This window comes from Taylorella asinigenitalis ATCC 700933, assembly GCF_000687755.1.
Taxonomy (GTDB): domain Bacteria; phylum Pseudomonadota; class Gammaproteobacteria; order Burkholderiales; family Burkholderiaceae_B; genus Taylorella; species Taylorella asinigenitalis.
Genome location: NZ_JHXN01000006.1, coordinates 65958 through 79446, shown reverse-complemented (window position 1 = coordinate 79446; position 13489 = coordinate 65958). Strand labels below are relative to the sequence as shown.

Annotated in this window: 16 protein-coding genes and 1 tRNA gene; 5 read left to right on the top strand and 12 right to left on the bottom strand. The window is 38.5% G+C overall.

Features of this window, described 5'->3' with window-relative positions; translation table 11 throughout:
• Window positions 1–3: 3 nt before the first annotated feature.
• Window positions 4–1344, bottom strand: a complete 1341-nt coding sequence (locus T432_RS0104800) for a di-heme oxidoredictase family protein (RefSeq protein WP_028884384.1) — start codon at window positions 1342–1344, stop codon at window positions 4–6.
• A complete protein-coding gene (locus T432_RS0104795) occupies window positions 1319–2767 on the bottom strand; it encodes an imelysin family protein (RefSeq protein ID WP_028884383.1) in 1449 nt (482 codons plus the stop codon). The genes T432_RS0104800 and T432_RS0104795 overlap by 26 nt, the downstream gene beginning before the upstream one ends.
• Before the next feature lie 166 nt (window positions 2768–2933).
• On the opposite strand from T432_RS0104795, the gene T432_RS0104790 reads away from it, so the two are divergent.
• Complete coding sequence (locus tag T432_RS0104790; RefSeq protein WP_028884382.1) at window positions 2934–3299, top strand: hypothetical protein; 366 nt, start codon at window positions 2934–2936, stop codon at window positions 3297–3299.
• Window positions 3300–3447: 148 nt separating this feature from the next.
• Window positions 3448–4560 (top strand): esterase-like activity of phytase family protein, encoded by a 1113-nt coding sequence (locus tag T432_RS0104785; RefSeq protein ID WP_028884381.1) that lies wholly within the window; start codon window positions 3448–3450, stop codon window positions 4558–4560.
• 219 nt (window positions 4561–4779) lie between these two features.
• On the opposite strand, the gene T432_RS0104780 is transcribed toward T432_RS0104785, so the two are convergent.
• A tRNA-Thr gene (locus tag T432_RS0104780) sits at window positions 4780–4855 on the bottom strand.
• Between the two features lie 152 nt (window positions 4856–5007).
• Between T432_RS0104780 and T432_RS0104775 the strand changes: the two genes are divergently transcribed.
• Complete coding sequence (locus T432_RS0104775; protein ID WP_028884380.1) at window positions 5008–5559, top strand: DUF805 domain-containing protein; 552 nt, start codon at window positions 5008–5010, stop codon at window positions 5557–5559.
• 5 nt (window positions 5560–5564) lie between these two features.
• Here T432_RS0104775 and T432_RS0104770 read toward each other — a convergent pair whose 3' ends face one another.
• Genes T432_RS0104770 through petA form a run of 5 tightly spaced genes read right to left on the bottom strand, consistent with a single transcriptional unit; the run spans window position 5565 to window position 9549 of the window.
• Window positions 5565–5993 (bottom strand): stringent starvation protein B, encoded by a 429-nt coding sequence (locus T432_RS0104770; RefSeq protein WP_014112070.1) that lies wholly within the window; start codon window positions 5991–5993, stop codon window positions 5565–5567.
• Window positions 5993–6604 carry a glutathione S-transferase N-terminal domain-containing protein gene (locus T432_RS0104765; protein ID WP_014112071.1) on the bottom strand — a complete coding sequence of 204 codons (612 nt, stop codon included), beginning with the start codon at window positions 6602–6604 and terminating at the stop codon, window positions 5993–5995. The genes T432_RS0104770 and T432_RS0104765 overlap by 1 nt, the downstream gene beginning before the upstream one ends.
• Before the next feature lie 21 nt (window positions 6605–6625).
• Entirely contained in the window at window positions 6626–7483 is an 858-nt protein-coding gene (locus T432_RS0104760) for a cytochrome c1 (RefSeq protein WP_028884379.1), read from the bottom strand.
• Between the two features lie 17 nt (window positions 7484–7500).
• Window positions 7501–8886, bottom strand: a complete 1386-nt coding sequence (locus T432_RS0104755; protein ID WP_014112073.1) for a cytochrome b — start codon at window positions 8884–8886, stop codon at window positions 7501–7503.
• 21 nt (window positions 8887–8907) lie between these two features.
• Window positions 8908–9549 (bottom strand): ubiquinol-cytochrome c reductase iron-sulfur subunit, encoded by a 642-nt coding sequence (gene petA, locus T432_RS0104750; RefSeq protein ID WP_028884378.1) that lies wholly within the window; start codon window positions 9547–9549, stop codon window positions 8908–8910.
• 130 nt (window positions 9550–9679) lie between these two features.
• Between petA and mscL the strand changes: the two genes are divergently transcribed.
• A complete protein-coding gene (gene mscL / locus T432_RS0104745; protein ID WP_028884377.1) occupies window positions 9680–10126 on the top strand; it encodes a large conductance mechanosensitive channel protein MscL in 447 nt (148 codons plus the stop codon).
• Here the strand turns inward: mscL and T432_RS0104740 are convergent, their stop codons facing one another.
• Window positions 10127–10918, bottom strand: coding sequence for a Nif3-like dinuclear metal center hexameric protein (locus tag T432_RS0104740; RefSeq protein WP_028884376.1), 792 nt, complete (start codon window positions 10916–10918; stop codon window positions 10127–10129).
• A 10-nt stretch (window positions 10919–10928) separates the two neighbouring features.
• Between T432_RS0104740 and T432_RS0104735 the strand changes: the two genes are divergently transcribed.
• Window positions 10929–12152, top strand: coding sequence for a S1C family serine protease (locus tag T432_RS0104735; RefSeq protein ID WP_028884375.1), 1224 nt, complete (start codon window positions 10929–10931; stop codon window positions 12150–12152).
• Here T432_RS0104735 and tatC read toward each other — a convergent pair.
• Genes tatC through tatA form a run of 3 tightly spaced genes read right to left on the bottom strand, consistent with a single transcriptional unit; the run spans window position 12110 to window position 13489 of the window.
• Complete coding sequence (gene tatC / locus T432_RS0104730) at window positions 12110–12862, bottom strand: twin-arginine translocase subunit TatC (protein WP_028884374.1); 753 nt, start codon at window positions 12860–12862, stop codon at window positions 12110–12112. The genes T432_RS0104735 and tatC overlap by 43 nt on opposite strands.
• Window positions 12855–13211, bottom strand: coding sequence for a Sec-independent protein translocase protein TatB (tatB, locus tag T432_RS0104725; RefSeq protein ID WP_014112079.1), 357 nt, complete (start codon window positions 13209–13211; stop codon window positions 12855–12857). Before tatB ends, tatC begins: the two co-directional genes overlap by 8 nt.
• Entirely contained in the window at window positions 13211–13489 is a 279-nt protein-coding gene (gene tatA, locus T432_RS0104720) for a Sec-independent protein translocase subunit TatA (RefSeq protein ID WP_015551924.1), read from the bottom strand. Before tatA ends, tatB begins: the two co-directional genes overlap by 1 nt.

Below are 13489 nucleotides of genomic sequence, written 5' to 3'. Positions count from 1 at the left end.
AACCTACAAAGAATTTAAATATTTAAGTAAAGCCTCGCGGTCCTCTTCAGACAAACTCAAAAAACCTTCTTTTGCTTTCTGAGCCTGTCCACCATGCCAAGCAATAGCCTCAATTAAGGTTTCGGCCCTGCCATCATGCAAATAGCCAAGACCTAACTCGGCTTTAGTATAGTTTCTCCAAAGCGGAGCAGTTCTCCATTGTGATACTGAAGCCTCGAATTCTGGCCTTTTATCACTAAGCCCCTCACCCATATCATGCAATAATAAATCTGAAAATGGCTCAAATGTCACTCCATCCTTAGTTGTGAGGCTAGGCTTATGACAAAAAACACATTGCAACTCATTAAACACCTTTTTGCCCCGCTCACTTAATTTAAGTTCTTCCTTTGTGAGTTCTTTTTTTGGTGGCAATGGCAAGTGGGCCACATAAAATGCTATTGATTCCAACCTATGAGTCGGCAAATCATAATCTGGCAAATGCATCTCAAATTTAAGTCTGCGTCCGCGAGGAGCCTCTAAGCACTCCTTTTGAAATTGAGTACAGGATTCGTTTTCAATAACAATATTTGTAAGCCCCATATCATTTAGGGCCGCATCTCCCGATTGAACAAGAATGGATGGTTGAGACGCTTTCCATCCAAATTTACCTATGGCAAAAGTTTTATTCACTGGGTCATAGACTTTATTAGCTTTACCCGCCATTTCAGGGTCCGCTTCCGTTTGTAATTTAGATTCTTCAGCGAAATATTCTTCTGGCAAATTTTCTATGTACTTTAATCCAATCAAAGGAGGGGTAATGCGGATAGAAATTCCCGTTTTCGAATCCAATGGCCCATAGCCCATTTGATGAGTACCAATCTCCCACTGAGATAATTTAACTTGTGTACCATCTGAGCTTGGCTCATTAAAACTAGTTTTACCTAGTTTGACTTTTCCTTCAAGCGGCACAGTCCCAATACTTTTTGAGGAAAGTTGATGCCCATAAACTGGGTCTGGCAATGCAATTTGCTCTGGTTTTCGCTTAAAGTGATCTTCAAATTGAGCTAATCTAACGACATAAAGACCATGTACAAAAGAATCCGTAATTAATGGTGATTTTTGTTTTTTGGCAATGTGGCAGGAAGCACATGTATTTGAGCTAAATAATGGGCCTAAACCATCTCTAGCTGTAGTTGAACTAGGAGCTGCCACCCATGGTATATGAAAAAAGGATCTTCCTTCTGTAAACGAGTCTTCTTCCTCGTCAGTAAATTTGGCTTGCTCCGCCGCCAGCAATGACGGCGAAACAAGTAAGGTACAACTTAAACTAAATAATAATTTAGTTAACTTTAGTTTCTTCAGCATCAGTTACATCAGCTTCTGTTAAATCAATATGCAATGACTTAGCAACCACAATCATTTGATCTCCAAGGCGACGCATTTGATTTTTCATACTAACGAGATTTTTGTTATGAACTTCATTTTGAGGCAAGATTTGATAATCAAAATGCATTTCTTTCACAGCAACTTCATTCATAACGCTAATGCGTTTTTGAATATCCGCAATTAATTTATCAATCTTAGCTTTATTCTCTTTTCCTAAAGAGTCATAGAACGACACTCCAGAAGATTTACCATTGGTTTGACCTTTTAGAAGATCTAACCAACCTCTAAAATTCTGGTCAATGTCACGATGTGTATTATCCGCAAAGCATGAATGCTCATCTTCTTCTGATGGAGTAAGTACAGCGACTGCAATCCTCTCATTTGCTAATTCAGACTTAATAAATACACCTAAACCTGAAAGTATTTGTTTTATAGCCTCATCAGTTTTAATATTTTTAGAAGCCTCATCACCTTTTAATTGACCTAAAAGTGCTTGGCGATATAAACCTTTAGCACCATCTCTTTCAGTAGACCAAGCATCAACAAGAGTTTGAAGGTCACTAACTAATTTTTCTGCAGTAGCATTTAAATAATCCTTACGTCGCTCTTTAAATTTATCTTCTGTGTAATCAGTAAGCGGACGTTGACCTGCAGTTAATGGACCAGAAGTAATTTTGTCTTCTACGATGCTGTTATAGTCTTGATCTTGACCCCATAATAGGAATTCAATTGCGTGCCATCCTGTGGCAACGTTAGCTTCTCCTCCATTTTCGTTTAGTTCAGTGAGAACCTCTGGAGTAATTTTAGTGATATCAACTTCTTTTGCATCATCCCCTGTTGGTTTGAATTTACCTGTCGAATCAATGATATTCCCGCTTGTGCGATTGCCTTTCGCATCGATTGTGTAGTCAATCATAAATTCGTCTAAAGGCCATGCATTAATTTGAGATTCTAGATTGCCGTATGTTTCAGCAACCCAACCCTCTTCTGCGTCGATAGGGCCATTTGATAGACGCAATGCTTCAGTAAGTCCATAGCTTTCACGTGCTTTTAGCCATGTATCCTTAGCTGCTTTTAGAGTTTCTTCAGTTGGATTTGCTGTGAATTTTTTGAGAGCTTGTTGATGTGTTTTAGCGTCTTTTAAGGAATCTGAATAATATTTGAGGGCAATGTTTGCGTAGTTTTCAAGTGCGGCTTGTTCATCAATATGGACATGGTCAAATTTTTTATGCTCTTTATCATGGTCATGTTTATGCTCATGTTTGTGTTTATGTTTGTGTTTATGTTTGTGTTCATGTTTATGATCGTGCTTGTGATCATCAGCTAAAACATAAGTTGATGCTGTGGCCATACTGAGTCCCACAACTAGACTTGAAAAGATTTTATTGAATTTTAAGGACATAATAACCCCAACTAGTAAATGAAAATAGTAATAAGAATCATTATTATATACCCAAACATAAAATGTAACAATTAGTTAGCGGAAACATTGCCACCTTTAGATTAAGCACAGGATACAATGGGCTAGGGGCGTTACAATATGTAAATCAATTTGCGAGGAGAAAACTATGAAAAATATCCTGATTTGTTCTCTAATTGGAATTGGTCTTGCGGCTTGTGTGACTACGCAAGATGATTCACTGTCCCAATACGAAAGGGAGCATTTTTCTACTGAAAAGAATCCAGGGCTCCAAACAGTTCCTCATAAGGATCTTGACACAATTCCTAAGGGATATACTGAGCGTCAAATTCGCATAGCAATCGGTAATCCTAAGGCAAGATTCGTAAAAAATAACGGTCGTACAGTCATTCTAGAATATTTCAAAGAGGAACACGAAGGTTTACCGCACCTCATTCATCACTGCATGATTTTGAGAGATGGATATTATAGAGAAAGCATGACTTCCAAATTCTCTTGCAACCGAGTCAACTAGTTATTTTTCCAGGGTGGATAAATTTAGCCACCCTCATCTTCTCTTATAACCGCATGGCTAGTCATTCTTACATATGTATTTATAAATATATAACAGATATGAAATATTTTGTATCTACACTTAGATAAATCATTTAAAGGAGAAATTTATGAGAAACAAATTTATTGCCACCTATTTAAATATCGCAATTTCTACATTAGCATTTGGAGTTGCACACGCTCAAAGCACAGGTGTAAATTCAGTAAATTTACTTAGTGCAATGGAAATTAAGACTGGTACTGTTTTTGATAAAACTGAGTTTGGCGGTATCTCTGGATTAGATATGGCTAAAGACGGTACATATTGGGCTATATCAGATGATAGAGGCGGGGCAAAAGGCACTCCACGTTTCTACAATATCAAAATCGATTTTGATCAAAACACTATAAAAGGCGTCACTTTCAACAAAGTTCGCAATATGAAAACACCGAACGGAACTAATTTCCCTAAAGATTCTAAAACAGTGGATCCTGAGGCAATTAGAGTTGCACCAAACGGTAATTTATACTGGGCATCAGAAGGAAACTGGGACCAAGATGCAGCTAAGAGATATCAACCATTTGTGCGTGAGATGAAAACTGATGGAACTCATGTACGTGAACTCAATATCCCACCTTCTTACAACTACTACGATAATTTGAAATCAGGAGTTAGAAACAATAACTCATTTGAGGCATTAGCTGTAACCCCAGATGGTTCAGTTTATGTAGCAACTGAGGGTGGCCTATATCAAGATGGTGGCCCTGCATCTTTGGATAAAGGCTCTAGGATTCGCGTAACTAAACTTAATCCTACTACAAACGCACCTGAAGCTCAGTATGTATATGAATTGCCTAAGATTCCAACAGCTTCACCTACTGGTGGCTTTGCGGATAACGGTTTGACTGAGTTGCTTGCAATTTCTAATAATGAATTCTTGGCTTTAGAGCGTTCATATGCTGATGGCGTGGGCAATACTATTCGTATCGTCAAAGCTACTATTACTGGCGACAGTACTAACGTTAGAAATATTAACGCTTTGGAAGGTGCATCTTATAATCCTATGAAACGCGAAGTGCTTCTAGAAATGGCAGGTCAATATAGAGGCGTAAAAATGGATAACATGGAAGCGATGAGCTGGGGCAAAACATTGCCAAACGGAAATCGCTCTTTGATAGTAGTTTCAGATAATAATTTCAGCGACAAACAAAGAACTTTGTTTATGGTGTTTGAAGTTAAGTAATACTTTCTATCTATTTCATTTATTTAGATGAACCCGTCTGTAAGGCGGGTTTTTATTTTTGAATCCACTTCAATCATTAACGAAACTAAGTAGATTTATGGATTTATTACACTATTGAGTTAGGGTAAAAAAGAGGGTAATGATTAGGGAAATGAATGTAGTAATGGGATATTTTAAAAATCCAATAACCGCTTAAATACACGCTTTCAGGGGAGGTATTGGTGCCGGCTACAAGAATCGAACTCGTGACCTTCTGATTACAAATCAGCTGCTCTACCTGCTGAGCTAAGCCGGCCTACAAAAGAAAAACATTATAATTGCTAAATTTATTCAATGTCAATATTCTAAAGCCGCTTTTTACACAATTTGTAGCAAATAAATCGAACCAAAGTAAACTAATATTGCACAGAAATATAATCGAGTTAGTGCTGCTAACTGGGATAAAACATGAAATATTATTTGATGGCTTGGAATAAATTTTTTCAATTCACAGGTCGATCAAGAAGGTCAGAATACTTCTGGTTTGTCGTAATTAATTTAGTCATTATTATCGGTATAGCTCTTATTTCTGTTGTTTTTGGACCCGCAGCCTATGAAGTGGGATTAGGACTGCTAGGTCTTTACTCAATACTCATTTTATTTCCTTCGCTCTCACTTATGGCCAGAAGGTTTCACGATATGAATCTAAGTGCTTGGTTTATATTACCTTTTTTATTGATCAGTGCTTTTATACAGGCTCAAGTAAATTCAGGACTGGAACCAGGTACATTAACTAGAGCGGCAGCTATTGTTCAGTTACTTATACAAATAACATTATGCTTTTTTGCAGGGACTCCAGGTCCTAATAAATACGGCCCAGATCCTAAGGGTATAACTGCACCAATGCCTCAAACTAAGCAAAAACAAAGAGAAGAAACAGTTGAGGTGGCATTACCGAAAGGGAAAGAACCAACTCCAACTAAAATTCCAGATGACCCATTCAAAGGGTACGATGGATAAGAAAATTAATCGATAATTTTAAAACCACCAAAATCCTTAGATTCTGAGCCAGCCTCTTTTTCGGATTTTGTATTTGATGACATATCTTTTTCTGAATTCATAGAATCATTAGACTCTTCAAACTCAGTAACCTCAAACATCAGGCCTTCTTGAGTTTGCTTAGAATAGAAAGCAGCCACTCTAGCAAGTGGAAATGATACTTCCATGGGCTGTCCACTAAAGCGAGCCATGAAAGAAATCCAATCATTCCCGATAAGCAAATCTTTAACGGACTCGTAGCCTACATTAAAGGTTATAAGCCCATCTTGAACAAACTGCTTAGGGACATTACAGTTCTTATCGGTATGAACGAGAATATAAGGGTCGTAGCCCATATCAGTGCACCACTCATGCAATGCACGAACCACATACCCTTTTGCAGTTGAAGGAAACATTAGCGACGCATCACTTTTTCAGATGGTGTCAATGCTTCAATAAATGCAGGCCTAGAGAAGATACGCTCTGCATATTTTTGAATCGGAGCAGCGGCTTTAGGAAGTTCGATACCGTAGTGATCAAGCCTCCAAAGCAAAGGAGAAATAGCCACATCAAGCATAGAAAATTCATCTCCAAGCATATATTTATTTTTAGACATCACTTGAGAGATTTGAGTAAGTCTATCTCGAATAATATTACGAGCTTCTTTTAACTCTTCCTCATTATTTTTCTTACTGCGATCCTCTAGGATAGATACATAAGAAAATAATTCACGCTCAAAGTTAAAAAGAAACAACCTAGTTCTAGCTCTCATAATAGGCTCACCTGGCATCAATTGAGGATGCGGAAAGCGTTCATCGATATACTCGTTTATGATATTAGACTCATATAGAACTAGGTCTCTTTCAACTAAGATTGGCAATGTGCCATAAGGATTCATGAGTGCAATATCTTCTGGTTTATTGAACAAATCTATATCCTTAACCTCAAAATCCATGCCTTTTTCGTAAAGTACAAAACGGCATCTTTGAGAGAAAGGACAAGTATTTCCAGAAAATAAAACGATCATAAGTTACCTCTAAATTTATTGTTATTTTACGTGCTTCCAGTAAGCTTTATTTAGCTGCCATGCAAACACAAAGAAGATAGCTAAGAATAGCATAACCCACAAACCTAAAGTTTTACGGAACTCTTGATGAGGTTCAGACATCCAACCTAAAAAGGCTGTTAAATCTGCCACATCCTTATCGAACTCAGCTTGTTTTTCTGGGTTAAGGTATTTAATTTCTTGGTGACTAGAAGCTACTCCTTTGTAGTCTGGCAATGCCTTATCGCTCACCTGTTTACGATATCCATGTTCATCAATCACAGAAACCACTTCGTGCCATTCAGTACCACCACCTTCTTTAGCTTGCTCAACAATATCAGTGATAGTGACTTCTACAGGACTCATCTGCTCCCATAATGGATTTGGCATTGCTGTGTTAGGGAACACTATATTGTTCCACCCAGTGGCACGAGATTTATCGCGGTAGAAGGTTCTAAGATATGTGTAAATATAATCTGTGCCTGGCTGACCTAAGTTTGCAGATTTTGCACGAGCCATTACAGATAAGTCAGGAGGAGTCACACCGAACCATAGTTTCGCATCCTTACGGTCCATAGCGATGGTCATCTTATCGCCTACTTTTTTACCTGTAAATAATAGATTTTCTTCGATCTGTTTTTCAGTCAAACCAAGCTCTTGAAGATGACTATAGCGCACTAAATTTGCACTATGACAGTTCATACAGTAATTAACGAATAGCTTAGCTCCATTTTGCAAAGAAGCTTTATCGCGTAAATTTATTGGAGCTTCATCCCAATGAACCCCACCTTCAGAAGCGAAAGAAGTACCACTAACTGAAGCAACTAATAAAAGTAATGAAACTAGAAATTTTTTAAACATCTTGTATATCCTCTTTATTAGTGCGGTTTATAAGTGATTCTTTCTGGAACTTGCTTAAATGGTCCAATTCGGCTCCAAATAGGCATAAAGAAGAAGAAAGCTAGATAAATAACAGTACCAACTTGGCTGATAATGTTAATTAAATCATCAGGAGATTTAGTACCGCAAACTCCAAGAACGATAAAATTAATGCAGAAAATAGCATATAGAAGCTTATGCCAACCAGGACGGTAACGAATAGATTTTACTGGTGACTGATCTAGCCATGGCAAGAAGCCAAGCATAACAACGGTACCACCCATAACAATCACGCCCCAGAATTTCGCATCAAAAACACGAAGTAGGATGGCAATGCCCACGAGCACTACAAACCAAATAATTTTCCACAAACCTTTGATATTTTTACTTAGTAAAATTCCAAGAGCAAAAATAACAGCAAATCCAGCTAACACCCACGTAAAGTCATCGGTAGTTGCACGCAACATAGAATAGAAAGGCGTGAAGTACCAAACGGGTGCAATATGTGGTGGTGTTTGTAGTGGATCAGCTGGTAAGAAATTATTGGATTCTAAGAAATATCCACCCATAGTTGGTGCAAAGAACATAATGGCAGCAAAAACTAATAGGAACACAGCCACTCCCAAAATATCATGAACTGTATAGTATGGGTGGAATGGGATACCGTCTAGAGGAATACCATTTTTGTCTTTGTAGTTTTTAATTTCAACTCCATCTGGGTTATTAGAACCAACCTCATGAAGAGCAATAATATGAGCTGCTACTAAGCCGATTAAAACTAGCGGAATTGCTACAACGTGGAATGCAAAGAATCTATTTAATGTCGCATCTGACACAACAAAATCACCGCGAATCCAAACAGATAAAGTCTCACCAACGAAAGGAATAGCAGAGAAGAGGTTAACAATCACCTGTGCACCCCAGAATGACATCTGTCCCCAAGGTAATAGATAGCCAAAAAATGCTTCAGCCATCAAGCAAAGGAAAATCATAACACCGAAGATCCAAACTAGTTCACGTGGTTTACGATATGAACCGTAGAACATACCTCTTAGCATATGAAGGTATACAACCACAAAGAACATAGACGCACCTGTGGAGTGCATATAGCGAATAATCCAACCATATGGCACTTCACGCATAATATATTCGACTGATGCAAAAGCTTCATTTGCATCTGGTTTGTAATGCATAACCATAAAAATACCAGTCACAATCTGTATAACTAGTACTAGGATTGCAAGAGAACCGAAGAAGTACCAAAAATTGAAGTTTTTAGGTGCATAGTACTTAGCCATGTGGTCATTCCACAGGCTTGTAAGAGGAAATCTACGATCAACCCAACCTAAAAATCCTGTCGTTTCTACAACTTTATCTTTAGCCATTATTTAACTCCTGATTATAGATTAGGCCGCAGCTTCTTGGCCGATTAATATATGAGTATCGTCCACGAAGTAGTAAGGCGGAACTAGAAGATTATCTGGAGCTGGTTGATTTTTAAATACACGTCCAGCCAAGTCAAAATGAGAACCATGACAAGGGCATAGATAACCACCCTTCCAGTCTGAAGACATGCCTTCAGCATTTCCGTCTTTAAGACGCGAAGATGGTGAACAACCTAAGTGAGTACAGATACCGACGCAAACAAACCACTGATCTTTGCGAGAACGATATTGATTTTTTGCATATTCTGGAGTGTATCCAGGTCTTTCTGATTTAGGGTCTGCTACTAAATCCTCAGTAGCCTTCAATGACTCAATCATTTCAGGAGTGCGATGAAGAATCCAAACAGGTTTACCCTGCCACTCCACTGCAATCATAGTACCTGGTGCGATTTGGCTTATATCAACTTCAACTGGAGCCCCTGCAGCCCTTGCTCTGTCCGAAGGAGTCATAGAGGCAACAAATGGAACAAGCGTAGCCATTGTAGCTACGCCTCCGATCGCACAGGCTGTCCCTAATAACATACGTCGAGAAGGGTCATCTGGCAATTGCTCAGGAAATGACAAGCTCTCGCTTTGAACTAAATTGTGTGAATCTTGACTCATTGTATATCCTTATTGGTATTGCCAAGTTTAAAAATTATTCCGCCCCAATTATAACCCTATGAGATTGCATATTACAAAAAAATTCGTTTATGATAATAACCTTTTTCATGACATCGTATCGGAGGGAATTATGTCGTTTTTTAAGGAATTTAGGGAATTCGCTATAAAAGGTAATATGGTGGATTTGGCCGTAGGTGTAATCATCGGGGCCGCATTCGGCAAAATCATTGACTCTTTAGTTAAAGATATTATCATGCCCTTAATCAGCTTTATCTTAGGTGGTGATGTTGATTTCTCTCACAAATTTTTAATTCTTTCTAAGCCAGATAACTATACTGGACCAGAGACATTAGCTGCACTTCAAGAAGCAGGAGCAAACGTTTTAAGCTGGGGTAGCTTTTTAACTGTAGTTATAAATTTCTTACTAATGGCATTCGTAGTGTTTATGCTTGTAAGAACAATCAATAAAATTAAATCAAGAGTTTCTGAAGAGGAAGCAGCAGCACCAGCAGCAGACCCTGCAGAGGTTGTGCTTTTAAGAGAAATTCGTGACGAATTAAAAACAAGAAAAATTTAATTAAATCGGATTATTAAGTTCCACATACTCAATCTCAAGCTGAGGGAATTGATCTTTTAGTGCTGATCCCAAAGCTTGAACACCATACCTTTCAGTTGCATGATGACCTGCAGCTATAAACCCCACACCAGATTCCAAAGCTTCGTGATAGCATTTTTCAGATGCTTCCCCAGTGATATAAACATCCGCTCCCTGATCAATCGCATCCTTAAAGTATCCTTGAGCACCACCAGTGCACCAAGCGATACGGTGGATAGGTGCGGAGGCATTGCCAACTAAAAGCGGGGTTCTATCGAGCTTTTGTTCAATCAATGCACACAAATCACCTAGAGTTTTAATTTGCTGTGCAGGACGGCCAAACCAAATTAAGCCATACTTCCCGTAGGTCTCAGGTTTGAGCTCACCCTCCTTCTCTATCATATTTACTTGAAAATCAAGAACGCGTGCAAGCTGTGCATTATTTCCATACTCAATATGTGCATCGAGCGGCAAATGATATCCGAACACATTCAGATTGCCTTTTATTGCGGTGGCAATGCGTTTGTACTTAATATCAACAATTTGTAAATCTTCATTTTTCCAAAACCATCCATGATGTACAATTATTGCATCCGCATTTTTTTGAATGGCTTGCTGTATCAAAGCTTCTGAAGCTGTAACCCCTAGTACAATTTTGTTTATTTTTGATTTCCCTTGAAGCTGTAGTCCATTAGGGGCATAATCATTAAACATATTGGGTTTAAGAGTGCAATCTAGCCACTCTTGAAGTTCTTGTAATTTGATACCGCTCATTATTACACCTATGAGATTAATTTGGACTATTTTTGCAAATCTTTGTGCTATTTGTCTATTAGTTTTATGCGTGTTAGGTATTCTAAAGCCTGACTACATAAGGGGTTATTTTACTCAGACTAACCCGCATTTGTCAGAACCTCAAAGACCGACGGCCACCGTAAAAATTCAACAGCTTGAAGCTCCAAAGGCTAATCTTGGCCTTCAATATAAGCCTAGTGGAGAGGTCAAACATACATTGACAACCACTATCATTACATCTTATGCGGATGCTGTAGCCTTAGCTTCTCCATCCGTAGTTAGCATATACACAACCAAAATCATTGCCTCCCCATTTAAGGGGCTTCGAGATGTGCCATCACTGCGCCCGTTCATTATCGAACAATACAACAAAAAGCTAAATGAACCGACAGATTTAGGTTCTGGTGTGATTGCAAATGCAGAAGGGTACATTCTCACAAATTACCACGTAGTCGAAGCGGCGGATTCTATCGAGGTGGCACTTTACGATGGGCGAAAATTTAAGGCTAAATTCATAGGTGCTGATCCAGATACTGATTTAGCTGTAATTAAGATTGATGTACCAGATTTAGTCCCAATTACTTACGAAAACTCTCAATCTCTTAATGTGGGAGATGTTGTCCTTGCTATAGGTAATCCTTTTGGCGTAGGACAGACTACGACTATGGGCATTGTTTCTGCTATTGGAAGATCTGGTCTTGGGATAAATACATACGAGAATTTTATCCAGACGGATGCATCGATTAACCCAGGGAATTCGGGTGGTGCACTGATTAATGTTAACGGTAAATTAGTTGGTATAAATACTGCAATTTATGCGGATGACGACTATGGAGGTTCATTAGGAATTGGATTTGCGACTCCAGCGGACACTGCTTTAAAAATCCTAAATCAGATAATTACCGATGGCCGTGTTACTAGAGGTTGGCTCGGAATTGAAGCACAGTTAGTGACAAGCGAAGTAGCGAAAACTCTAAAACTCTCCGACACTACGGGAGTCGTAATCGTATCAATAGCAAAAAATAGCCCTGCAGAAAAAGCACATCTAAAAAACGGTGATGTAATCACAGAATTCAATGGCGAAAAAGTAATTAGTGTAGACCATCTGATGATTGATATCGCAGCTCAAAAACCAGGTACCTCCATCAAATTAAAAATCTACCGGAATGGTCATTCTGAAGATTTGGAAATAGTTCTAGAGTCGCGTGAATAGAACATAGCCACCCTAAGGCCTATCTCAAATAATAATATCAATGGAACGGCCATCAAGACCTGACTTATTATGTCAGGAGGCGTCAAAATAGCCGCTACTATAAAGGAACCAACAATCACATAGCTTCTAGCTTGCTTTAATTTTTCTACACTAGCTATGCCACTAAAGACTAATAATATAACGACAACTGGCACCTCAAATGTAATTCCAAACGCTAGAAACATAGTGGTTACAAAATCTATATACGCTTCAATATCAGGAGCAAACTGAATGCTGTCAGGGGCTACAGATATTATGAATCGAAATACAAGACGAAACACAAAAAAATAACAAAAGCACATGCCTACTATAAAAAGCAGGTAGCTTCCTACCATAAGTGGCAATGCCAACGATTTCTCCCGTCTATATAATCCTGGAGCTACAAATGCCCATGCCTGATACAAAATATAAGGCATTGCAATTACTATTGCAGCAAAAAGCGTGGTCTTAAGTGGCACAATAAAAGGTGTTATTACTCCTAAAGAGATCATACGATCTCCAGCTGGCAAACTTGCTATTAGTGGATGAGCGAGCAAATCATAAATTTCATTAGGCCCTGGAAAAATGCATAGGACTAAAAACACTACCACTAGTGCAGCGATTGATTTCAAGAGTCTAGATCGTAATTCTATTAAATGCGGAAGTAAGCCGCCCTCTTCAACTTCAGCCATTATCTTTATTTTGTTTAGAAGGGATAATTACATCAGGAAGGTCGGGAAACTCTTCTTGGCTGAAATCTTTTTTTGATATTTCTGAAAAAGAGGATTGAACTTCATCTTTGATTTGAGTGGCGTGTGTTTTTATACTTTGGGCAGCATCTGTCAATGATGATTTTATAGATCGCAGTTCATCTGCATCAATTTCATGCTCCATATCCTTTTTAAAATCGCTCATATATCGATTTACGCGGCCAGTAATGTGCCCTATACTTCTGGCAACTTTTGGGAGCTTTTCGGGACCGAACACCAATAAGGCGACCACCCCAATAACGAAAAATTCGCTAAAACTTAATCCAAACATTAAGGATTTTTGATTTGATCAGAGTCAACTTGGTCTTTTACTGTAGGCTTAGGTACAGATATATCTTGATCTAAACCTCCTGATGGCACACCTGGTGGGGATGGAATAACTGCAGGTTTAGAATCCTCGTAATCAGTATCAGCATCCTTCATACCTTTTTTAAATCCCTTAACTGCTCCACCAAGATCTTCACCGGCATTCCTTAGTCTCTTAGTACCAAAAACTAATATCACTACAAGTAATACTATTAACCAGTGCCAAATACTAAAACCACCCAT